The organism is Micropruina sp. (assembly GCF_027492755.1).
GTDB lineage: Bacteria > Actinomycetota > Actinomycetes > Propionibacteriales > Propionibacteriaceae > Micropruina.
Genome location: NZ_JAPUED010000253.1, coordinates 1 through 22584, shown reverse-complemented (window position 1 = coordinate 22584; position 22584 = coordinate 1). Strand labels below are relative to the sequence as shown.

25 protein-coding genes are annotated in these 22584 nt (G+C 68.2%); 6 read left to right on the top strand and 19 right to left on the bottom strand.

Going from position 1 to position 22584, the window contains the following annotated elements:
- Positions 1–109 precede the first annotated feature (109 nt).
- Genes pdxA through Q0066_RS17080 form a run of 3 tightly spaced genes read right to left on the bottom strand, consistent with a single transcriptional unit; the run spans position 110 to position 3922 of the window.
- Complete coding sequence (gene pdxA, locus Q0066_RS17090) at positions 110–1147, bottom strand: 4-hydroxythreonine-4-phosphate dehydrogenase PdxA (protein WP_298135180.1); 1038 nt, start codon at positions 1145–1147, stop codon at positions 110–112.
- Between the two features lie 8 nt (positions 1148–1155).
- Complete coding sequence (locus Q0066_RS17085; RefSeq protein WP_298135178.1) at positions 1156–2502, bottom strand: four-carbon acid sugar kinase family protein; 1347 nt, start codon at positions 2500–2502, stop codon at positions 1156–1158.
- A gap of 34 nt (positions 2503–2536) precedes the next feature.
- The gene (locus Q0066_RS17080) at positions 2537–3922 is read right to left on the bottom strand and encodes an MFS transporter (protein ID WP_298135176.1); all 1386 of its coding nucleotides are present in this window, start codon (positions 3920–3922) and stop codon (positions 2537–2539) included.
- Between the two features lie 605 nt (positions 3923–4527).
- On the opposite strand from Q0066_RS17080, the gene Q0066_RS17075 reads away from it, so the two are divergent.
- From Q0066_RS17075 to Q0066_RS17050, 6 genes are all read left to right on the top strand, one after another.
- Positions 4528–5391, top strand: a complete 864-nt coding sequence (locus Q0066_RS17075) for a DeoR/GlpR family DNA-binding transcription regulator (RefSeq protein ID WP_298135174.1) — start codon at positions 4528–4530, stop codon at positions 5389–5391.
- Complete coding sequence (locus Q0066_RS17070; RefSeq protein ID WP_298135172.1) at positions 5388–6431, top strand: alcohol dehydrogenase catalytic domain-containing protein; 1044 nt, start codon at positions 5388–5390, stop codon at positions 6429–6431. The genes Q0066_RS17075 and Q0066_RS17070 overlap by 4 nt, the downstream gene beginning before the upstream one ends.
- Positions 6432–6506: 75 nt before the next feature.
- Complete coding sequence (locus Q0066_RS17065; RefSeq protein WP_298135171.1) at positions 6507–7334, top strand: hypothetical protein; 828 nt, start codon at positions 6507–6509, stop codon at positions 7332–7334.
- Positions 7335–7364: 30 nt separating this feature from the next.
- Positions 7365–8849 (top strand): FGGY-family carbohydrate kinase, encoded by a 1485-nt coding sequence (locus Q0066_RS17060; protein ID WP_298135169.1) that lies wholly within the window; start codon positions 7365–7367, stop codon positions 8847–8849.
- Between the two features lie 5 nt (positions 8850–8854).
- A complete protein-coding gene (locus tag Q0066_RS17055; protein ID WP_298135167.1) occupies positions 8855–9823 on the top strand; it encodes a D-glycerate dehydrogenase in 969 nt (322 codons plus the stop codon).
- A 145-nt stretch (positions 9824–9968) separates the two neighbouring features.
- Positions 9969–10616, top strand: coding sequence for a cob(I)yrinic acid a,c-diamide adenosyltransferase (locus Q0066_RS17050; RefSeq protein ID WP_298135165.1), 648 nt, complete (start codon positions 9969–9971; stop codon positions 10614–10616).
- A 31-nt stretch (positions 10617–10647) separates the two neighbouring features.
- Here Q0066_RS17050 and Q0066_RS17045 read toward each other — a convergent pair whose 3' ends face one another.
- The 16 genes from Q0066_RS17045 to Q0066_RS16970 all read right to left on the bottom strand — a co-directional run.
- The gene (locus tag Q0066_RS17045) at positions 10648–11106 is read right to left on the bottom strand and encodes a DUF2550 domain-containing protein (protein WP_298135163.1); all 459 of its coding nucleotides are present in this window, start codon (positions 11104–11106) and stop codon (positions 10648–10650) included.
- A 27-nt stretch (positions 11107–11133) separates the two neighbouring features.
- Positions 11134–11556, bottom strand: a complete 423-nt coding sequence (locus Q0066_RS17040; RefSeq protein WP_298135162.1) for a F0F1 ATP synthase subunit epsilon — start codon at positions 11554–11556, stop codon at positions 11134–11136.
- A gap of 2 nt (positions 11557–11558) precedes the next feature.
- Positions 11559–13016 carry a F0F1 ATP synthase subunit beta gene (gene atpD, locus Q0066_RS17035; protein ID WP_298135160.1) on the bottom strand — a complete coding sequence of 486 codons (1458 nt, stop codon included), beginning with the start codon at positions 13014–13016 and terminating at the stop codon, positions 11559–11561.
- Positions 13017–13038: 22 nt separating this feature from the next.
- The gene (locus tag Q0066_RS17030; protein ID WP_298135159.1) at positions 13039–13947 is read right to left on the bottom strand and encodes a F0F1 ATP synthase subunit gamma; all 909 of its coding nucleotides are present in this window, start codon (positions 13945–13947) and stop codon (positions 13039–13041) included.
- 3 nt (positions 13948–13950) lie between these two features.
- On the bottom strand, positions 13951–15588 hold the full coding sequence (atpA, locus tag Q0066_RS17025) for a F0F1 ATP synthase subunit alpha (protein WP_298135157.1): 1638 nt from the start codon (positions 15586–15588) through the stop codon (positions 13951–13953).
- A gap of 41 nt (positions 15589–15629) precedes the next feature.
- Positions 15630–16424, bottom strand: a complete 795-nt coding sequence (locus Q0066_RS17020) for a F0F1 ATP synthase subunit delta (RefSeq protein WP_298135155.1) — start codon at positions 16422–16424, stop codon at positions 15630–15632.
- Positions 16421–16954 (bottom strand): F0F1 ATP synthase subunit B, encoded by a 534-nt coding sequence (locus Q0066_RS17015; RefSeq protein ID WP_298135153.1) that lies wholly within the window; start codon positions 16952–16954, stop codon positions 16421–16423. Before Q0066_RS17015 ends, Q0066_RS17020 begins: the two co-directional genes overlap by 4 nt.
- 14 nt (positions 16955–16968) lie before the next feature.
- Complete coding sequence (gene atpE / locus Q0066_RS17010) at positions 16969–17193, bottom strand: ATP synthase F0 subunit C (protein WP_298135151.1); 225 nt, start codon at positions 17191–17193, stop codon at positions 16969–16971.
- A gap of 35 nt (positions 17194–17228) precedes the next feature.
- A complete protein-coding gene (gene atpB, locus Q0066_RS17005) occupies positions 17229–18044 on the bottom strand; it encodes a F0F1 ATP synthase subunit A (protein WP_298135149.1) in 816 nt (271 codons plus the stop codon).
- Between the two features lie 19 nt (positions 18045–18063).
- Entirely contained in the window at positions 18064–18258 is a 195-nt protein-coding gene (locus Q0066_RS17000) for an AtpZ/AtpI family protein (protein WP_298135147.1), read from the bottom strand.
- Between the two features lie 52 nt (positions 18259–18310).
- Positions 18311–18766, bottom strand: a complete 456-nt coding sequence (locus Q0066_RS16995) for a hypothetical protein (protein WP_298135146.1) — start codon at positions 18764–18766, stop codon at positions 18311–18313.
- Entirely contained in the window at positions 18753–19853 is a 1101-nt protein-coding gene (locus Q0066_RS16990; RefSeq protein ID WP_298135144.1) for an MraY family glycosyltransferase, read from the bottom strand. The genes Q0066_RS16995 and Q0066_RS16990 overlap by 14 nt, the downstream gene beginning before the upstream one ends.
- Positions 19846–20511 (bottom strand): L-threonylcarbamoyladenylate synthase, encoded by a 666-nt coding sequence (locus Q0066_RS16985; RefSeq protein WP_298135143.1) that lies wholly within the window; start codon positions 20509–20511, stop codon positions 19846–19848. Before Q0066_RS16985 ends, Q0066_RS16990 begins: the two co-directional genes overlap by 8 nt.
- Positions 20499–21344, bottom strand: coding sequence for a peptide chain release factor N(5)-glutamine methyltransferase (gene prmC, locus Q0066_RS16980; protein ID WP_298135141.1), 846 nt, complete (start codon positions 21342–21344; stop codon positions 20499–20501). The genes Q0066_RS16985 and prmC overlap by 13 nt, the downstream gene beginning before the upstream one ends.
- Complete coding sequence (gene prfA, locus Q0066_RS16975; protein ID WP_298135140.1) at positions 21341–22408, bottom strand: peptide chain release factor 1; 1068 nt, start codon at positions 22406–22408, stop codon at positions 21341–21343. Before prfA ends, prmC begins: the two co-directional genes overlap by 4 nt.
- 90 nt (positions 22409–22498) lie before the next feature.
- Positions 22499–22584, bottom strand: an 86-nt coding sequence (locus Q0066_RS16970; RefSeq protein ID WP_298135199.1) for a 50S ribosomal protein L31, incomplete at its 5' end; no start/stop codon positions are given.

Genomic DNA, 22584 nt, shown 5'->3' with positions numbered 1-22584 from the left:
TCCACCTCACCCCCCCCCCCCGGGGGGGAGCCCGCGCCCCCCGCGGCCCCCGCCCCCGCGCTCCGGTGGGGGGCCGCCCCCCCCCCCCCCCCCCCCCCCCACCGCTGCCTCAGGCCGAGGCCGCCAGCTTCTGCTGGTGGGCCATCTTGAGGCCGGCGTAGTAGGCCGCCACCCGGGTCGACTCCACCATGCTGCCGCCGTTGGCGATGCCCTTGCCGGCGATGTCGAAGGCGGTGCCGTGATCGACCGAGCTGCGCATGAACGGCAGACCCATGGTGATCGTGACGGCCTTCTCGAAGTCCAGCGTCTTGCAGGCGATGTGCCCCTGGTCGTGGTACAGCGACAGGATGCAGTCGTGATGCCCGTCCAGCGCGAACGCGAAGATCGAGTCACCGGGCAGCGGGCCGCGGGCGTTGATGCCCATCGCCTGCGCCTCTTCGACGGCCGGGATCAGATGCTCGATCTCCTCGGTGCCGAACAGGCCGCCGTCGCCGCCGTGCGGGTTCAGCGCCGCCACCGCGATCGAGGGGTTCTCGAAGCCGTAGGTGCGCATCTCACGGTCGATGTCCTTGAGATAGGCCAGCGTCCGCTCCTTGGTGATCTGGTCGCAGGCCTTCCGCACCGACACGTGCCGGGTGAGGAAGAACACCCGCAGCTTGTGCACGTTGAACATGGTCAACGCGTACGGCGAGTTGGTGAGGGCCTCGAAGATCTCGGTGTGCCCGATGTGGTCCACGCCCGCTTCCTTCAGCGCCACCTTGTGGATGGGGGCGGTCGAGACCGCGTCCAGCCGTCCGGCCAGGCCGAGTTCGATGGACTTCTCCAGGTAGGAGTACGCGCGCAGGGCGGCGTCCTTCTGCACCTCGCCGTAGACGATCTTGGCGCCGGGGGCGGCGCCGGTGTCGAGCAGGTCGACCGTCCCGAACTCGTACTTGGCCTCTTCGGGCTCGCTGATCTCGTTGAACTTCAGCTTCACGCCCTTGATCGCGGCCGCCTCTTCGAGGTGCTCACGCGCGCCGATCACGAACGGCTTGCAGACCTCGTAGATCATCTCGGACTGAACTGTGTCCACGACGATCTCGGGTCCGACTCCTGCAGGGTCACCGATCGTGATCGCGGTGACCGGCCTGATTTGGGTATCTGACATTGTCTGTTTCACTCCATCTTTTCGTCGAAGATCCGATTGACACATTGAATTGCCGTCTGTTCGCTGCCGGTGAGTCCACCCTTGCAAATCACCGGCAGGCCGGCCCACGGGCCTCCCACCAGCACGCCCTGATCAGCCTGCGGAATGACGTAGTCGACCAGGCCGATGCCGTTGGCGTCCAGGGCGGCACAGGTGTTGACCATGATGTCCCCGCCGGTGAGATACAGGCCCGCGACAGAATCACCGAGGGCCTCCACCACGCGCCGGGCCAAAGCACCGAAGCGGCCCGGGATCTGACCCGGCCCTTCCCCCGGCTGCAGGCCCGCCCGGCGTTCCATGGCGGCCATGTCGCCGAGGTCACCGCTGATCGTGGAGTCCAGGGCCAGCATGATCACCCGAGGCTGCTTCGGAAGGATGCGTTCCACCTCGTCCAACACCCGCCCCGTCTCGCGCAGGTAGTGCCGCTCGTCGGCGATCAGGTCGCCGACATCCACGCCGATCACCTCCGTGCCGGGAACCTTGGAGAGCTCCACCATCTGCAGGTGGGTGACCCGCATGGCGCTGCCGGCGACCACCAGCGCGGTGCCGGTGTCGGTGTCGGCCGGCTCGAGCCGCAGCGTGCGCTCCTTGACCGGACGGGTGTCGACCACGCCACTGCGGATCGCCAGCCGTTCGGTGAACGGACCCGGGTCGACGCAGACCACCTTCCAGCCAAGGCCGGCCACCACGGTGGCGATCAGGTCGACATCCTCGAGTGAGGCGGCGTCGACGACGATCACCCGGTCCCCTGCCTCGCGGCACGAGACCAGTCCGGCCCGGATCTCTTCGGCGCCGTCGATCACCGCACCGATCGGCACATGGCCGACCGGTACGGTGCACTGGCTCGCCATCAGGGTGGGCAGATGCGACTGCTTCACCGGCGTCCGGACGTCCTGCGCGACCGGCGTGCGCGAGAGCAGCACCGAGTCGATCACCGAGTAGCCGCCCACCACGATCCGCTTCGATTGCGGCATGGCCGGCACCATGATCGCGATGTAGTCCTCCGGCAGTGCGCTGAGCATGCCCTCCACCTCGGGTCCGATCCCACCGCGACAGGTGGTGTCGATCCGCTTGGTGAACTGGCGTGCCCCGGCCGCGACCAGTTCCTGCGTCGCCAGCCGCACCCGCTCGTAAGCGTCAGCCGCCGGCAGCGGCCGAGAGTCCGAGTTGAGGATCAGCGCCTCGTGGTCGGAGGTCAGCGCCGAGACGTCGGTCGGCGAGAACAGCACCGCCGTGTCGACGCCGACCCTGGCCAGCAGGGCTCCGATCGTGGTGCAGCCCGTCAGGTCGTCGGCGACGATGCCTAGCTTGGGCATCCTGACACCGCCTTCCGAGCGTTTTGCAGGCCGCTCACTTGGCTGCAGCCTCTGCCGCGACCGCGTGCTCGGTCGCCTTCGGCTTGGCCTCGACCAGGCTGAAGATGATCAGCAGGGCAATGACCAGGACGACCGCGAAGTAGCTGAACGCGATCGAGTAGTTGCCGCCCGACTGGTCGAGCAGGATGCCGACGATGATCGGGGCGAAGAAGCCGCCCAGGTTGCCGCCGGAGTTGATCACGCTGATCGCGAACGGGTAGGTCTTGTTGTTGGTCAGGCCCATCGGGTAGGCGGTGAACATCGGCCAGCCGATGTTCAGGAAGAAGCCGGTGGCGATCAGGCTGGCGACGATGGCCGGAATGTTGTCCGGTGCATTGATGACGATCACGATCATCACGGCGGCGAAGAAGGCCGTGATCAGCATGGTGGGCTTGCGGCGTCCGTGGAAGAGACGGTCCGAGACCACGCCGCCCAGCATGGCGCCGATCAGGCCGCCGACGGCCGGTGCCGCGGCGATGAAGGCAACGCCCGACAGGTTCATGCCGCGGGCCTGGACGAGGTACAGCGGCACCCAGGTGAGCAGGCCGTAGTTCACGTTGTTCATGAAGAAGTAGGCCAGAGTGTCGCCCCAGATGTTCCACGACCTCAGCACCTTGCCGTTGGTGTCGAGGGTGTCGACGTCCTTGAGCCGGATCGCCCGGTCGAGCCACGGGATGGGCCGGAAGGTGACCTTCTTCTTGGTCGGGTCCTCGGAGGTGTCGTAGATGTGCGCGACCTCGGCGGCGTTGACGTGCTTGCTCTGCTCGGGACGGTTCCGGACGACGAGCCACCACACCGCGGCCATGATGAAGCCCGGGATGGAGAACCAGATGAACACCCAGCGCCAGCCGTGGGCCTGCGCCAGGCCGATGACGATGGCCGGAACGATGATCGGCGCGAACTGGGTCGAGGCGATGTAGAGGCCGGTGGCGGTGCCCTTCTCACGCGGCGGGAACCACGCGTTCACCGTCGAGGTCATGCCGACCGGCGCCGGGCCCTCGGTCAGGCCGAGCAGCAGGCGCAGTGCCAGCAGCATGACGGCGCCGGTGGTGAACCCCATCAGCAAGGTGACGGCCGAGAAGGCCAGGATGGCGAAGGAGACCACGGCACGGGTGCCCTTCTTGCCCATGATCAGGCCGGCCGGGATCTGCGAGACCGCATAGCCCAGGAAGAAGAAGCTGGAGATCGCGCCGATGGTGAAGTTGTCGATATGGAACTCTTCCTTGATGAACGGAAGTACCGCGCCGATGTTGGCGCGGTCGGCCATACAGACCACGTAGGCGGCGAAGATCGTCGCCATCACGACCCAGCGGTACCGGGTCGGTTTGTCGGTTGGAAGGTTGGCGCTCAGCGGAGTTGCGGCGCCTGCAGAAGATGACATGTGTCCGTGCTCCTAGTTGTCAGTGTCCGAGAGACGGGTCGGCGATCTGCCCCGCGCACGGTCATCGACCGATAGCGCGAGGTGGCTCCGACCGACCCGAGGACACCAACCAGCTACGTGACCGTCAGCAGAAGCTGGTGGGCCACGGTCCGCGCATTGCCGTGTCTCCACCGGTTCCTGTCGAGTACGCCGGTCACGGCGCTGGAACATCGGGCGCCACCTCCGTGCTGCATTGCCCGGAGCGTGGCTGATTACCAACTCAACAGCAGAGAGTACTCACCGCGCGCGCCGAGCGCTAGGGCTCGCAGCGGTCAACTTTCGCCACTTCGGGTCGATGAGACCACTATGCGCGGTTCAATCATTTTGTCTTCGTCTGCCCAGGTGACGTCCAGATTCTGCGCGGACCTTGACAAACAGTCTGCGTTGTTCGATCATTGTTGCATCCCAAGAGTGATCGGACCGCGCAAACGATACTTCGGTTCCGACCCCGAAGACCGACCGCGACTGGGACGTCCAGGGAGAGCAGTGGACCCAGGTGGAGCCCGTCTGCTCGACACCCGTTACCCACGGGTTCCACCCACCTCGAAATGCAGGAGGATGAGGGCATGCAGGACCTGCCAGCCACAGCCTCCATCGATATCCACGAGCAACCGGAGGGCCGTCCGGCAAAGCCCAGCAAGGGTCAGCGCCGGCGGCAGAAAATTCTCCAGTTGCTCACCACAGATCCGGAGGCCAACGTATCGGTGAGCGACCTGTCAGACACCTTCGGAGTCTCGGTGGCGACCATCCGCCGCGACCTCGCCGACCTGCAGGACCGCAGGTTGGTGACCCGGACCTACGGGGGCGCGGCGCTGCAACACCGGCCCCGCACCGAGCTGACCATGCGTGAGCGGATGTCGGCCCACGCCGAGGCCAAACGGACGATCGGCCGGGTGGCGGCCGCGCTGATCGAGGACGACGACCTGATCATTCTCGACTCCGGATCGACCACCGAACAGATCGCCGCCGCACTGGGCAACCGTCCGGTCTCGGTGATCACCAACGGCCTGATGGTGGCCAACCAGTTGGTCTCCAACGACCAGGTGGGCGTGACGATCCTGGGCGGAGCGTTGCGCGGCATCAATGCCACCATCACCGGGCCGGACGCCGAGTCGATGCTGAACCGGGTTCACGCGACCTACGCCTTCATCGGCACCGACGCCATCGACCCCGTCCGGGGCCTGACCTCACGCACCTATGCGCAGGCCAGGCTCAAGGCGGCGATGATGGAGAACGCCCAGCGCACCTACGTGGTGGCCGACTCGTCCAAGCTGGGCGAGCACGGCCTCTTCCACTACTGGTCCGAACTACCCGACCAGTGGGGCCTGGTCACCGACGAGGCCGCCGATCCGGCGGTGCTCGACGAACTTCGGGCGGCCGGCGCCGATTCGATCATCCTGGCCCCGCCACTAGACACAGAGGACTGGTGAGATTTCCCATGCAGCAAGCCGTGCTGTACCGACCTGACGAACTCCGCGTCGAAGAACGCGACGTTCCCACCCTCGCCGAGGGCGATGTTCTGCTCAAGGTGACCGCCGCACTGTTGTGCGGCACCGACCTGCGGATCTATTCGGGTCGCAAGACCAAGAACGTCACCCTGCCGTCGGTGCTCGGCCACGAGATCGCCGGCGAGGTGGTCGATTCCGCTGGTCCGCTGCCTGCCGGGGTGTCGATCGGCGATCAGGTGTGCGTCTATCCGCTGGTGCCGTGCGGCGAGTGCGTCGCCTGCCGCAAGAACCATCCCAACATCTGCCGCAACCGGGTGGCGTTCGGCTACCAGCTGGCCGGCGGGTTGTCGCAGTACATCGTCGTTCCCGCCAACGCCCGGCAGAACATCGTGCCGCTGCCGGGGGTGTCGGCACCCGAGGCGGCTCTGGTCGAGCCGCTGGCCTGCGCCTTGAACGGTCAGAACATCGCCAAGGTGAAGGGCGCGGACGCCGTCCTGATCGCCGGCTGCGGCCCGCTTGGCCTGATGCACATCCGGCTGGCCAAGGCCCAGGGTGTGCCGACCGTGATCGCCGTCGACCCGAACACCGCCCGGCACGAGATCGCCCGGGAGTCCGGGGCCGACCTGGTGCTGGCACCGGGCGAGGACACCGCCGCCCAGATCCTGGCCGCCACCGACGGCGGCATCGACGTGGTGATCATGGCCATCGGACGGGTGGACGCCCTCACCCCCTACCTCGGCGTCCTGGCTCCGGGTGCTCGGATCTCCGCCTTCGCCGGGTTCAACGCCGGCGACGTGTTGAGCATCGTCGCCAACGACATCCACTACAACGAGTACGAGGTCGTCGGCGCCTCGTCCTGTCGGCTGGAGAACTTCCACGCCGTGGCCGACCTGGTCACCGCCGGCAAGCTCAGGGTCGCCGATCTGGTCGGCACCCAGCTGCCGCTGGCCCGGGTGCACGAGGCGCTCGACCTGGTCGCCTCCGGCAAGGACCTGCGGGTCGGCATCGATCCCTGGGCCTGAGCCCGTACCGCCGGGCCGGGCGGACTCCCCGGCCCTTCTCTCCACTCTCTTCCACACCACACAGAAGGATTTGTCATGGGCATTTTCGAACTGAACCCCGTCGGCACCACGTCCGCGCTCGGCCGCGAGATCCGGCTGCGCCGGATCATCGGGGCGGACGGCCGGCTGATGACGGTGGCGCTCGATCAGGCGGTTCCGCGCGGCGTCGCGCCCCGGCTGGCCGACCTCAAGACCGTCTTCGACAAGATCGCCGACGCCGAGCCGGACGCCTTCACGGTGTTCAAGGGCGTCGCCGGACACCTGCTGTCCGGGCGGGCCAAGCAGGTGCCGCTGATCATCAAGGGCTCGACGTTCTGCGTCGACTTCCACCTCACCTACGACGCCACCGTCGCCCAGGTGGCGGACTGCCTGCGGCTCGGTGCCGACGCCATCGCGGTCGGTATCTCGGCCGGTTCGGAGAACCAGGTCGCCATGCTCGAGATGCTCAGCGCGGTCACCGAAGAGGCACACAAATGGGGCCTGCCGGTGATCTGTCACGCCTACCCCAGCGGCGAGCTGTGGGGCGACCGCAAGGGCAGCACCGAATCGGTGATGTACGCCGCCCGTGCCGCCGCCGAATGTGGCACCGACATCGTGAAGACCTGGTACACCGGCTCGGCCGAGGAGTTCAAGAAGGTCGTCGACGCCACCCCGACCCTGGTCGTCGCCGCCGGCGGCGCCCCCACCCCGGAGCCGATCGACGTGCTGAACCAGGCCGCGGCCGTGATGGACGCCGGTGGCGCCGGCATGACCGCCGGCCGCAACATCTGGGGTGCCGACGATCCGGGAGCCATGGTGCACGCGTTGAAGGCCGTCATCCACGACGGCGCCGATCCCAGCGAGGCCGTCAAGCTGCTCGGCTGAGCAGCCCGGCGATCAGCAAGGAGCTCAACGATGAGAACCTTCCTCGGACTCGACCTCGGCACCTCGGCCACCAAGGGCGTCATCCTGGCCTCTGACGGACGGGTCATCGCCCGGGCCCGCGCCCGCCACCCGGATTCCCGGCGTGGCGGGGTGGGCCGGGCCGACCCGTCCGCCTGGGAGGCGTCGATCCTGGCGGTCTGCCGGCAGTTGGCGCCGCAGTTGGCCGAGGTGAGCGGCATCGGCCTCGACACGCACTGCCCGACGATCGTGCCGATGGGCGACGACGGCCACCCGGTCACCTTGGCGGTGACCTGGGACAACCCGGCGCTGACAACGTACTTCGATCACTACAGCCCGCTGCGCTCGACCATGGCGATCCGGTCCACCGGCAACCACCCCTCCCGGTCGACGTTCGCCGCGATCGCCTACCACTATCTGCGCGAGGCCGAGCCGGACGCGTTCACCCGGATGACCACGCTCGGCTTCGCCGGCACCTGGCTGGGTCAGCAACTCACCGGTGAGGCGGCGATCGACCCGACCCAGGCGTCCTACACAGGCGTGTACAACACCATCGGCAGGCACACCGACTGGTTGCCCAAGACGCTCGCCGAACTGGACATCGAGCCGTCCGTGCTGCCGCCGGTCCGGCCGGCGATGGAGGTGCTGGGCCACACCAGCACCGACTTCGCCGAACTGGCCGGCATCCCCCGAGGAGTACCGGTGATCGTCGGCTGCGCCGATACGCCGGCGGCCTCCTATGCGTTGGGGACGGCGCCCGGCACGAACCCGTTCCTGATCATGGGCACCACCCACGTGGTGAACAGCTGTCTGTCGGCCCCCGACCTGCGGGCACGAGCGCTGCAGCGGCGCGGCCTGCGTCCGGACGAGTGGCTGATCAACGGCGTCACCAACGGGGGCGACAGCCTGGCCGTTGCGGCAACACTGCTCGGTTTCGGACGCAAGGAATCCGCCGTCCGCGAGATGATCCGGCTGGCCAACAAGCTTTCGCCGGATGAAACGGACACGGCGCCGTTCTTCATTCCGCACGTGATGCCTGAGCGCGGACCGTTCTGGTTCGAGCAGCCCTGCTCGGGACTGACCGGCATGACCCGGTCGACCACCCGCGGCCAGCTCGCCCGGGCGGTGCTGGACGGGGTGCTGTTCGCCGACCGGATGGTGCTGGAGGCCACCGTTCCGCCCGGCGACCAGGCGATCTACCTGACCGGGGCGTTCGGCGAGGACCCGGTGATGCCGAAGCTGCTCGCCGACGCCACCGGACGCACCTACGACGTCGCACTCGAACCGGACCTGCCGGCGATCGGCGCGGCCGCGATGTGTGCCGAAGCGGTGCACGACGTCATTCCGAGCCGGCTGTCCACCAGCCGGGTCAAGCCACGTGCCAAACGGCGGGCCCGGGCCGAGCAGCGCTGGCTCCGGTTCCGCGAAGAGTGGTCGAAGGTCACCGGACGCGACCCACTGCCCGCCTTGCCCCCACTCGTATCAACAAGGAGTTGACCCTGATGCCTGCTGGCCATCTGTACGTTGCGCGACGACTCACCGACACGGTGATGGCCGAGTTGCCCGCGCTCGGCCTGGACCTGACGGTCGGTGAGGTCGCTCCCCCATCGCGGGAGCGGATGCTGGCCGACGTCGCCGGCGCCGCTGCTGCGGTCGTCACCCTCACCGAGCGGATCGACGCCGCGTTCTTCGACGCCGCCGGGCCCCAGCTGCGGGTGGTCGCCAACGCCGCGGTGGGCTTCGACAACATCGACCTGGCCGAGGCCAAGCGGCGCGGCGTGGTGATCACCAATACCCCCGGCGTCCTGGACGAGGCGACCGCCGATCACACCTTCGCGATGCTGCTGGCGATCACCCGCCGGGTGGTCGAGGCCGACCGCTTCGCCCGCTCGGGGGAGCCGTGGATCTGGGGCCCGACCATGCTGGTCGGGCTCGACATCAGCGCCGGCGCGACGCTGGGAGTCATCGGCCTCGGCCGGATCGGACGGGCCGTCGCGCGACGGGCGCAGGCTTTCGGCATGCGGGTGATCGCCAGCCATCCCCGGCTCGAGGTCGGGACGCGACTCGACGGGGTGGAGATCGTCGATCAGGCGGAACTGCTGGCGACGTCCGATGTGGTGACGCTGCACGTACCGCTGCGGCCGGACACCCGGCACCTGATCGACGCCGACGCGCTGGCGTCCATGAAGCCGGGCTCGTACCTGCTCAACGCCGCCCGCGGCGGCATCGTCGATGAGACGGCTCTGATCGCAGCACTGCGCAGCGGCCACCTGGCCGGTGCCGCACTGGACACCTTCGAGGGCGAACCCGTGATCAACCCGGCCCTGCGCGAACTCGACACCGTGGTGCTGCAACCGCACATCGGCAGCGCCGGCGGCACCACCCGCGACAACATGTGCCGGCTCGCCGTCCGCAACGTCGCCCGGGTGCTGGCCGGCGAGCCCGCCGAAACCCCCGTCCCACTCCCCTGAATCGGAAGAACCGTCCCCGCCGTCACCGGGGACGGTTCCTCCGGACACCGGGACGGTTGGTCCGGTCCCCGGCGACCAAGAGGAACGCCCCCTGTGACCCGACCAACCGTCCTCGAGCGGCCGCGAGGCGGCATAGGGTGGCAACATGGTCCACCTCACCAAGATCTACACGCGCACCGGGGACGCCGGGCAGACCCGGCTGTCGGACAACTCGCTGGCCGCCAAGACCGACCTGCGGGTCGAGGCCTACGGCCAGGTGGACGAGGCGAACGCGGTGCTCGGTGTGGCGACCGCCCGCGGTGATCTGCCTGACGACCTGAACGCGGCGCTGCGGCTGATCCAGAACGAGCTGTTCGACCTGGGTGCCGACCTGTCCACGCCGCTGGCTGAGAATCCGCCCTGGGAGCCGCTGCGGATTGTCGCGGGCTGCATCGAGCGACTCGAGGGCTGGTGCGACGACTACTCCGCGCAGGTGGGTCCGCTGAACTCGTTCATCCTGCCGGGGGGCACCCAGACCGCCGCCCAGTTGCATGTCGCGCGCACCATCGTCCGGCGCGCTGAGCGGACGGCGTGGCGGGCCGCACAGGAGTACGGCCTGGACGTCGAGGGCGGCCTGAACTCGCTGGCGTTGACCTATCTGAACCGGCTCTCGGACCTGCTCTTCCTGGCCTCGCGCGTGGCGAACGCCGACGTTGGCGACGTGCTGTGGGTCCCCGGCACCGACCGGACGCCGGTCGAACCCCGCGCCGCCCAACGTCGCGCCAAGGCGGAGCAAAGCAACGCCGCTGAGTGAGGCAGGGTCTCGACAAGTTCGACCAACGGTCCTACTCGGGTGACTGGGGTGAATGCCGGTAGCGCATCCCGGGCGGCGCCGCCTCCAGCCAGCTGAGCAGGCCGGTCAGGGAGTCCGGCGCCATCGCCAGTTCGATCTGCTCCACCGGGCCCTCCAGACTGACGATCCGCTGGCCCTCCAGCAGCCAGGCGACCTCACCGGCGTCCGGGAGGCGCTGCTCACCGGCGCGCACCAGGCCACGATCGAAGCGCTGGGTCGGCCACAGCGACAGCGAGAAGGCCGGGAACCACTGCAGCTCATGCTCCCGATAACGCGCGACTCCGAGCACCCAGTGGGTGCCCGGAGTCCTCTTGGCCGGGTGGAAGCTACATGCGAAGCTGCCGCCCGCACGCGACAGCCAACGACGCCGCAGCCAGAAGCCCGCGAGGCCGACGATCAGAACCAGGACGACGACGATCAGCAACCATTCGACAGCGCTGATCACGTCCATCTCTGAAGCCTCCTCGCACGCGGTCGATCAGGAGGCCTGTGCTTGCTGGGCCTTCTTGGCTGCCGCGAGTTGGGCGTGGGCGCGATTGAAGTGCTGCCGGGTGGCCTCAGTGTTGTCGCCCTCGTTCATTCTTTTCCACGCCGCTCGGCGCTCACGCTCCGCTTCTTCCACCAGGATCTCGTGGGCCAACCGGCCGTACTGACTGAGGATGGAGACCCGGTTGTCGGCCACCGAGATGAAGCCGCCGTCGACCGCGAGCACCTCGCGCTTGCCGTCGGCGGTCAGAATCTCGGCCGCGCAGGGCACCAGTACGGCCAGCAGCGGCTCATGGTTGGCCATGATGCCGATGTCGCCCTCGGTGGTGCGGGCGATCACCGAGATCGCCTCGCCCTCCCACACGCGGCGGTCGGCGGCCACCACGTCGACGAACAGCCTCTCGCCTTCGGCCACGGTCAGCCTTCCTTCTGGATCCGGTCCCAGTTCTCCATCACCATGTCCATGCCGCCGACGTTGAAGAACGCCTGCTCGGCCACATGGTCGACCTCGCCGTCGCAGATCATCTTGAACGACTCGATGGTGTCGGCCAGCGGAACGCTCGAACCCGGGACGTTGGTGAACTTCGTCGCCATGTAGGTGTTCTGGCTGAGGAACTGCTGGATCCGCCGCGCGCGGCCGACCAGCACCTTGTCCTCTTCCGGCAACTCGTCGATGCCGAGGATCGCGATGATGTCCTGCAGTTCCTTGTTGCGCTGCAGGATCTGCTTCACCCGGACGGCGGTGTCGTAGTGGTCCTTCCCGATGAACTGCGGATCGAGAATCCGGCTGGTGCTGGTCAGCGGGTCGACGGCCGGGTACAGGCCACGCGAGGCCACCTCGCGGGAAAGCTCGGTGGTCGCGTCCAGGTGCGCGAACGTGGTCGCCGGCGCCGGGTCGGTGTAGTCGTCAGCCGGCACGTAGATCGCCTGCATCGAGGTGATCGAGTGACCCCGGGTCGAGGTGATCCGCTCCTGCAGCTGGCCCATCTCGTCGGCCAGGTTCGGCTGGTAGCCCACCGCGGACGGCATCCGGCCCAGCAGGGTGGAGACCTCGGAGCCGGCCTGGGTGAACCGGAAGATGTTGTCGATGAACAGCAGCACGTCCTGGTTCTGCACATCGCGGAAGTACTCCGCCATGGTCAGCGCCGACAGCGCCACCCGCAGCCGGGTGCCCGGCGGCTCGTCCATCTGGCCGAAGACCAGGGCGGTGTCCTTCATGACGCCGGCCTCGATCATCTCGTGGATCAGGTCGTTGCCCTCACGGGTGCGCTCCCCCACGCCGGCGAACACCGAGGTGCCGCCGAAGTTGTGCGCGATCCGGTAGATCATCTCCTGGATGAGCACCGTCTTGCCCACGCCCGCGCCACCGAACAGGCCGATCTTGCCGCCGGCCACGTACGGGGTGAGCAGGTCGAGCACCTTGATGCCGGTCTCGAGCATCTCGGTCTTCGGCTCGAGCTCGTCGAACTTCGGTGCCGCCCGGTGGATCGGCCAGCGCTCGTTGATCTCGACGGTGACGGTGTCCTCGTTGAGGCAGTTGCCGGTCACATCCCACACCCGGCCCTTGGTGACGTCGCCCACCGGCACCGAGATCGGGCCTCCGGTGTCGACGACCCGGGCGCCACGCCGCATACCGTCGGTCGGCTTCAGCGAAATCGCGCGCACCATGTTGTCACCCACATGCAGGGCGACCTCGGCATAGATGGTGCGGGTCTGCTCGCCGGCGTCGATGTCGATCAGCAGGGCGTTGTAGATGTCGGGCATCTGGTCGGCGGGGAACTCCACGTCGACGACCGGGCCGATCACCCGGGCCACCCGTCCGACGGCGCCCTGGGCGTCCTCAGTGGCGGTGTTGCTGTCCAGTGTCACGGTCATTGATCCACTCTCGTCTCGTGCCCTAGTCCTGGGCGGCCGCATCGGCAAGCGCGCTCGCGCCACCGACGATTTCACTGATTTCCTGGGTGATCTCCGCCTGGCGGGCCTGGTTGGCCTCGCGAGTCAGGCGCTCGATGAGCTGCTTGGCGTTGTCGGTCGCCGACTTCATGGCCCGCTGCTGGCTGGCCAGCTGGGACGCCGACGACTGCAGCAGGTAGAACCACACCCGGCTGCGGACGTACATCGGTAGCAGCGTGTCCAGCACCGTCTCGGGATCGGGCTCGAACTCGTACAGCGGCAGAAGCTCACCCTCGCTGGGCTCGTGCACGCCCTCGACGATCTCCAGCGGCAGCAGGCGGCGGGCCCGCACCTCCTGGTTGATCATCGAGTTCATCCGGGTGTAGACGCCGTAGATGGCGTCGACGCCGCCTTCCTCGTAGGGACGAAGGAAGTCGTCGATCAGGGCATCGGCGATGTCCTCGGCATGCTGGAAGGTCGGTGCGTCGGAGAAGCCCTCCCACGATCGCCGGATCGCCAGCTTGCGGAACTTCATGTAGGCGATGCCCTTGCGGCCCACCGCGTAGCGGACCACCTCGACACCCTCGCGCTCCAACCGCTCGCGAAGCCGGGCGGCGGTCTTGATCGCGTTGGCTGAATACGCACCGTTCATGCCACGGTCGGACGTGATCACCAGCATCGCTGCCCGGCGCACCTTCGGCACGCCGTGGGTGAGCGGATGCGGGTCGCGCGAGTAGGTCGCCACCGCCGACACGGCCCGGATCAGCTCGGTGATGAACGGCTCGCCGGCCTGGGCGGCACGCTGCGCCTTGATGATCCGGGACGCCGCGATCAACTCCATCGCCCGGGTGATCTTCTGGGTGGCTGCGACCGACTTCCGGCGCTGTCGCAGCTCACGCAAGCTCGCAGGCATCGGTCAGTCCTTCTTGGTCTCGATCGTCTCCACACCGATCTCGGAGTCGGCCAACGGACGGTGCCCGCGCTCCTCGGCACCCACCCGCTCACCGCCGGAGGTGCGGAACTGCTGCTTGAAGTCCGCGATCGCCTTCGTCACCGCGTTGGCGGTGTCGTCGTCCCAGCCGCCGGTCTCGGCGATGGTGGTGAGGATGTCGGTGCGCCGGCGCAGGTAGTCGAGCAACTCGCTCTCGAACCGCAGCACGTCGCTGACCGGAACGTCGTCGAAATGACCGTTGGTACCCGCCCAGACACTGACCACCTGGTCGGCGACCGGGTACGGCGTGTACTGCGGCTGCCGCAGTAGCTCGGTAAGCCGGGCGCCCCGCTCCAGCTGACGTCGGGAGGTGGCGTCCAGGTCGGAGGCGAACATCGCGAACGCCTGCATGTCGCGGTACTGGGCCAGGCCGATCTTCAGTGTGCCGGCGACCTTCTTCATCGCCTTGATCTGCGCGTCGCCACCGACTCGGGAGACCGAGATGCCGACGTCGATGGCCGGGCGCTGGTTGGCGTTGAACAGGTCGGACTGCAGGAAGATCTGACCATCGGTGATCGAGATCACGTTGGTCGGAATGTAGGCGGAGACGTCATTGGCCTTGGTCTCGATCACCGGCAGGCCGGTCATCGAACCGCCGCCCAGTTCGTCGGAGAGCTTGGCACAGCGCTCCAGCAGGCGGCTGTGCAGGTAGAACACGTCGCCGGGGTAGGCTTCGCGACCCGGCGGACGGCGCAGCAGCAGCGACATCGCGCGGTACGCCTCGGCCTGCTTGGTCAGATCGTCGAAGACGACCAGCACATGCTTGCCGTTGTACATCCAGTGCTGGCCGATGGCCGAACCGGTGTAGGGCGCGATGTACTTGAAGCCGGCCGGATCGGACGCGGGAGCGTGCACGATCGTGGTGTACTCCATCGCGCCGGCGTCCTCGAGGACCCGACGGAGTGCTGCGATGGTGGAGCCCTTCTGACCGACCGCGACGTAGATGCAGCGCACCTGCTTGCTCGGGTCGCCGGTCTCCCAGAACGCCTTCTGGTTGATGATCGTGTCGATCGCGATCGCGGTCTTGCCGGTCTTGCGGTCGCCGATGATCAGCTGGCGCTGGCCGCGGCCGATCGGCGTCATCGAGTCGATCGCCTTGATGCCGGTCTGCAGCGGCTCGGAGACACTCTGCCGGTCCATCACGCCGGCGGCCTGCAGCTCGAGCGCTCGGCGTCCCTCCATGCCGGCGATCTCGCCCAGCCCGTCGATCGGATTGCCCATCGCGTCGACCACCCGGCCGAGGTAGCCGTCGCCGACCGGCACCGACAAGATGTCGCCGGTTCGCTTGACGGTCTGGCCCTCTTCGATGCCCTCGGAATCGCCCAGCACCACGACACCGATCTCACGGACGTCGAGGTTCAGTGCGATGCCTTTGGTGCCGTTCTCGAACTCCAGCAACTCGTTGGCCATGGCCGACGGCAGGCCCTCCACCTTGGCGATGCCGTCGCCGGAGACCACGACGGTGCCCAGCTCTTCGCGGCTCGCCGCCTCGGAGGAGAAGTTCGTCACGAACTTCTCCAGGGCTTCTCGGATCTCGTCGGGACGAATTGTCAGTTCCGCCATTATTGGTCCTTGTCCTGTGTTCGTTGCTGGGGATATGTCAATCAGCCGAGCTGTTGGTGCGCGTCGTGAAGCCGGCCGGCGATGGTGCCATCAATGATCTCGTCGCCCACGGTGACCTGGACGCCGCCGATCACGTCGGGGTCGACCACGACCTGCAGGCTGACGTCACGACCGAGCTGACGTCCGAGCACGGCCGCGAGCCGATCGTGCTGTTCCTGGGTGAGCGGACGGGCCACCAGTACGTGCGCCAGTGCGCGCTGCCGCAGTGCGGCGGCCAGCGTGAGGTAGCTGCCGATGGTCAGTTCGAAACTCTTCGACCGGGCGGCCACCGCACGCTTGGCGAGGAAGGTGGTCACCGCGTCGGCGCGGCCACGCAGCAGGTCGTCGACCAGCTGTTGACGCGCGTCCAGCGGCGCCGACCGATCGCTGATCGCCGCCCGGAGCTCCGGATCGGCCGCGACCAGCCGTTCGAAGCGGAACAGCTCGTCCTCGACCGCGTCCAGGGTGCCGGCGAGCTGAGCGCTGCTCAGCGCCGCACGGATGCCCTGGCGTTCCAGGGAGGCGGCCAGCGCCGACGGGCTACCCGAGCGCTGCCCGACCGCGGCGTGCAACACCGTGCGAGCGGCCTCGGAGAGCCGGGAACCGAACAGCGCCTGCAGCAGAGCCTCACGCGCCTGCGGCTCAGCGCCCGGGTCGGTCAACGCTCGCCGCAGGGCGGGCTGCCGGTCGAGCAGGTCGACCAGCGCGAACAGCTCCTCGGAGAGGTCCGGCGTGACCTGGACCGAGTCCAGAACCCGGTCCAGCTCGCTCAGCCGCTCCTGCTGGATGCTGCTCATACCCGCTCCGCGTCGGATGCCTCAAGGTCGGCGATGAACCGGTCGACCGTGCGCCGGGCACGCTCGTCGTCGTCCAGCGACTCGCCGACGATCTTGCCGGCCAGGTTGGTCGCCAGCCCGCCGATCTCGCCGCGGAGCTGCTGGACGGCCTGCACCCGCTCGGCCTCGATCTGAGCCTTGGCCTGGGCGATCAGCCGATCGGCCTCTTCCTGGGCCTTGGTGCGCATCTCGGCGAGGATCTGCGCACCCTGGGCCTTGGCCTCTTCGCGGATGCTGCTGGCCTCGTCGCGGGCGCCCGCCAGCTGCTGGCGGTACTCCTCGAGCGCTGCGGCGGCTTCGGCCTGGGCGGCCTCGGCCTTCTCGATCCCGCCCTGGATGGCTGCGGAGCGCTCCTGGTACGTCTTCTCGAACGCGGGGACGACCTTCTTGGCCATCACGATCCAGATGACGATGAAGAGCACGATGCCCGCGATGAACTCGGGGAGCGCCGGCAGCAGCGGCCCCAGGTTGATCTCCAGAATCGTGGTCATCGGAGTGGGTCCGATCACTGAATGGCGAACGCGAGCGCGATGCCGATGATGGCGAGCGCCTCAACCACGGCGAAGCCGATCCAGGCGGTGCTCATCAGCGCGCCGCGGGCCTCGGGCTGCCGGGCGGTGCCGTTGATGACGGCCGCGAACACCATGGCGACGCCGATGCCCGGGCCGATGGTGGCCAGGCCGTAGCCGATCATGTTGAGCGAACCGGTGATCTCCATGATGGGGAGCATTACGTTTCCTTTCGGAGGGTTGTCAGTGGGTCGGGTCAGTGGTCTTCGGCAAGGGACGAGGCGACGTACTGCGCGGTGAGCACCGTGAAGATGTACGCCTGCAGGACGCCCACGAAGATCTCGAGGGCGAAAATCGGGAAGGCCATCAGCAGCGACGCGCCGCCGGCAATCTGGTAGACGACGCTCGTCTGCTCCAACAGCAGGCTGCCGCCCACCACGAACACGATCACGACCAGGTGGCCGGCGAACAGGTTCGCGAAGAGTCGCAGGGCCAGGGTGACCGGCCGGACGATGAAGTTCGAGAGGATCTCGAGCGGAATGATGATGACGTACAGCGGCCCCGGGACGCCCTTGGGCATCGTCATCAGCTTCAGATAGCCGCCGAGTCCGTGCTTGGCGATGCCGACGCCGTTGTAGAGCAGCCAGGACAGCAGCGCCAGGGCGTAGGCGTAGCCGACCCTGGAGAAGGTCGGAAACATGGTCAGGAAGAACTGCCCGAACAGGTTGTTCACCAGAATGAACGAGAACAGGCCCACCAGGTACGGGGTGAATTTGCGGTAGTCGGCTCCGAGCGCCTCACGTCCGATGCCGTTGCGCACCATGTTGTAGAGCTGCTCGCCGACCCACTGCTTGAAGCCCGGGACGACCTTCTGGTCCTTGGCGAACCACAGCCAGACCAGGATCACCAGGATCGTGCCGATCACCGCCTGCAACAGGTAGGTGTTCACCCAGTCCATGCCGGCGTCGGGAAACAGCGGCTTCGGGTCGAAACTATGCACCCCTGGCGGCCAGTGGTGGAGGTCGTCCTCGCCACCGCCCTCCATCGGGATGATCAGGCCGAGCGGGCCCATCGCACCTCCTGGTTCGACTTCACGGTCGTCCGTACCTTTGCACCACCATGTAGATCCCAGCCGCCATGCCCACCACGATGCCGATCACCATCCACAACGGAGATGACTGCAACCACTGATCTGCCAGCCAGCCGAGAAAGCCATAGAAGAGTGGACCGGACAACAGGTAGCTCAGGACCCGGAGACCCTGATCGATGCCGTCGCCGCCCTCCATGACTCCGGTGACTCTAGCAGTTATCGGCTGGCCAGAGCCAACGCACAACGCCCTAGCGGGGGTCGTCTTGAGACGGATCGAAGACCGGAATTCGGAGCCGGGAGAAGGTCCAGATCTCGGCCGCCAGCCAGCCCAATACCACGACGATCGCGGTCACCGCGACCGCCACGCGGTCCATCTGGGCGAGTCGTTCGGGATCCTGCGAGATGAGTAGCAGGGCCAGAGCCGGTAGGCCGACCCGGAAGGCGTAGGAGCCGAGCGCAGCGGTCATCACGATCTGCGGCGCCGCGTCCGCCACCCAGATCTGGACCAGTTGACCCAGGCCGAAAAAGGCCAACACGGCCAGTGCGGTGAGCGCCGAGGAGGCCAGCGAGGACGGCCCCCGGACGAAGTACAGCACCCCGATCACGATCAGCGCCGCCGCATGGCCGCCCATCGCGCCGCCCGCCAGCAACTGGCGGGCACGCAGCACGTTGGGGCTGGCGGGAGCGCGCTCAGGCCGTGCCACGACGCACCGGCTTCCAGGTCAGCCAGGCGGCGATGGCGATCCCGGCGATCAGTCCGACCACCGCCCAGGCGGTCGAGGTCATCCCGATCACCACCGCGCCGAAGGCGAGCAGCGCCGTCCACAGCCACAGCAGCGCCACCGCACGCCGATGACTGTGCCCCAGTTCGAGCATCCGGTGGTGCAGGTGTTGCTTATCGGCCTGGAACCACAACCGTCCGGCGATCGTGCGCCGCACATAGGCCAGGATCAGGTCGCCCAGCGGCAGCGCCATCACCGCGAACGGCAGGATCAGCGGCAGGTAGGCGTTGAGCGCCAGGCCCGAGCCTTCGACGGCGATCTGGGACGGATCCAGCTGGCCGGTGAGGCTGATCACCGAGGTGGACATCAGGAAGCCCAGCAGCATCGAGCCGGAGTCGCCCATGAACATCCGGGCGGCGTGCACGTTGTAGGGCAGGAAGCCCAGGCAGACGCCGACGGTGACGACGGTGACCAGGCTGGCGGTGGTGGCCCGGACCAGTTCCTGCTCGTAGCTCAGCCAGTAGGCGTAGGTGAAGAAGGCCAGCGAGCCGATCGCCACCACGCCGGCGGCCAGCCCGTCCAGGCCGTCGATCAGGTTGATCGCGTTGACGCACAGGAAGATCAGAATGACCGCCAGCGCGATCGAGGTGGCGTCATCGAGGCTGATGATGGTGCCCGGCAGCGGGATCCAGTAGACCTTGACGCCGTTGAGCACGACGATGCCGGCGGCCAGGATCTGGCCGGCGATCTTGGCCAGCGCGTTGAGGTCGAATTTGTCGTCGATCACACCGACCGCGCAGATCACCAGCGAACCGAGGAAGACGGCACGGGTGTCGTGCTCGACCAGGTCGAAGCGGCCCAGCCAGGGCAGCTGGGAAGCCACCAGGAACGCGGCCGCCACCCCGCACAGCATCGCGATGCCGCCGAAATACGGGATCGGACGGGTGTGCACGTCACGATCGCGGACGATGGCCACCGCGTTGTACCGGAACGCCAGCCGGCGGCACAGACCGGCCAGCAGATAGGTCACGCCCGCCGCGATCAGCAGGACAAGGGCGTACTCACGCATCGTCGCCGAACAGTCCGGGGACGGCGGCTTCGAGCTGCTCGCGGGTCAGCCGCCCCTCGCGCAGGATGCGCGGCTCGCCGGTCAGGTCGACGATGGTGGACGGCACCGGCGCGCTCGCCGGGCCGGCGTCCAGGTAGACCGCGACCTCGTCGCCCAACTGCTCGATCGCCTCGTCGATGGTGGTGGCCGCCGGACGTCCGCTGACGTTGGCGCTGGACACCGCCAGCGGGCCGGTGTGCCGCAGCAGTGCCCGGGTGAAGGCGTGATCGGGCACCCTCACGGCCAGCGTCGCACCCCGGTCGCCCAGGTCGAGCCGCAGATCGGGGTGCGCGGTGACCACCACGGTCAGTGCGCCCGGCCAGAACGCCTTGGCCAGAGCGAGCCCGTCGGCACTCAGCCCGGTGGCCAGCGAGCGCAGCATGGACGGCTCGGCGATCAGCACCGGGGGCGGCATGTCGCGGCCGCGCTGTTTGGCGTCCAGCAGGCCCTGTACCGCGGCGGGGTCGAAGGCGTTGGCGCCGATGCCGTACACGGTGTCGGTGGGCAGCACGATGCAGCGGCCCGCGGTGACCGCGGCTGCGGCGGCGGCCAGCGCCTGGTCGGCCTCGGTGTCGCAATCGAAGCGCTGCAGGGCGTCCGGCTCGTTCACGAGGGCCATCCTGCCACCGTCGCGACGCGGCGCGCGGTCACGAACCGCGGGCGGTCGGTCAGATCGCGGTGGTCGCGCACCTGGTCGAAACCGCGGTGGTCGACGAACACCTGCGGCGCGGAGACGCCCTGCACCTCGGCGTGTTCGGCACACACCCAGCCGCCGGGACGCAGCAGCCGGGACGCCACCCCGGCCAGCACGCGCATCGCGTCCAGGCCGTCCTGGCCCGAGAACAGCGCCAGGGTGGGCTCGTGCTCGCGCACCTCGGCGGGAATGCCGTCGTAGGCCTCCAGCGGCACGTACGGCGGGTTGGCGATCACCAGGTCGACGGTGCCGTCCAGCTCGGGCAGCGCGTCGGCCATGTCGGTCTGGATCAGTTCGACGCCGGTACCGGCCAGGTTGCGCGCCGCATAGCCGACGGCGTCCTCACTGAGTTCGACGGCGTACTGGCGGGCGCTCGGGTATTCGTCGGCGATGGCCAGTGAGATGGCGCCGGAGCCGGCGCACAACTCGACCACCAGCGGGGACTCCCCCACCTCAGCCAGCCGGTCCAGCGCCCAGCCGGTCATCACCTCGGTTTCCGGACGCGGGATGAACACCCCCGGACCGACCGCGACGTCCACGTGCCGAAACGGTGCCCGTCCGGTCAGGTACTGCACGGGGATGCCGGCCTCGCGGCGGGTGAGCAGTTGCTCGAAACCGTCGACGGCGTCGGTGTCGAGATCACCGAGCGTGAGCAGCTTGCTCGCCGGGACGCCGAGGGCGTGGGCGAGCAGCAGACGCGCCTCGGCGTCCGGGACGCGGCGGCTGGCGTCGCGCAACACCCGGCCCGCCGAGGTCATCCGATGCCTTCCAGCCGCTCGGCCAGGTCGGCGGCCTGCAGCGCTTCGATCACGCCGCCCAGGTTGCCGGCCAGCACCGAGTCGAGGTTGTAGGCCTTGTAGCCGATCCTGTGGTCGGCGATCCGGTTCTCGCCGAAGTTGTAGGTGCGGATCCGTTCCGAGCGGTCGACGGTGCGCACCTGCGAGCGGCGCGCAGCGGACGCCTCGGCGGCGGCGGCCTCTTCGGCGGCGGCCACCAGCCGGGCCCGCAGCATGCGCATCGCCGACTCCTTGTTCTGCAGCTGGGAGCGCTCGTTCTGGCAGCTCACCACGATCCCGGTCGGCAGGTGCGTGATCCGGACGGCCGAGTCGGTGGTGTTGACCCCCTGGCCGCCGGGGCCGGAGCTGCGGTAGACATCGATCCGCAGGTCGTCGGGGTCGATGTCGACCTCGGTCTCTTCGGCCTCGGGCATCACCAGGACGCCGGCCGCGGAGGTGTGCACCCGGCCCTGGGTCTCGGTCACCGGCACCCGCTGCACGCGGTGCACGCCGCCCTCGAACTTCAGCACCCCGTAGGGGAAGTTGTCCGGATCGGTGCCCTTGGCCTTGATCGCCAGGGTGATCGACTTGAAGCCGCCCAGGTCGGTCTCCTGGCTGTCCAGCACTTCGACCGTCCAGCCGCGGGACTCTGCGTAACGGGTGTACATCCGGAACAGGTCGGCGGCGAACAGCGCCGACTCCTCGCCACCCTCGCCGGACTTGATCTCCATCAGCGCGTCGGAGGAGTCGTGCGGGTCGCGCGGCGCCAGCAACCGGGTGAGCCGTTCGGTGACCTCGGCCAGCTGCTGGTCAAGAGTCTCGGCCTCCTCGGCGAAGGAGGGATCGTCGGCGGCGAGCTCGCGGGCGGCGGCCAGGTCGTCGGTGAGCCGGTCGTAGGCGTCCAGGCCCTTCACGATCGGGGTCAGCTCGGCGTAGCGGCGTCCGGTCTTGCGGGCCAGCGCCAGATCGGCGTGGGTGGCCGGTTCGGCGAGCCGCTGTTCCAGCTCGGCGAACTCGGCGCGCAGGCCGTCAGCTGCCTCGAACATTCACCGACGCCTTCCTGATCGACGATGGGCACGGACATACCCGGGGACGGCGAAACGCCGGAGCCCGATGGGCTCCGGCGCTGCCGTGAATCACTTGCCGGCCGGCTTCTTGGCGTAGCGCCGCTCGAACCGGGCCACGCGGCCGCCGGTGTCGAGGATCTTCTGCTTGCCGGTGT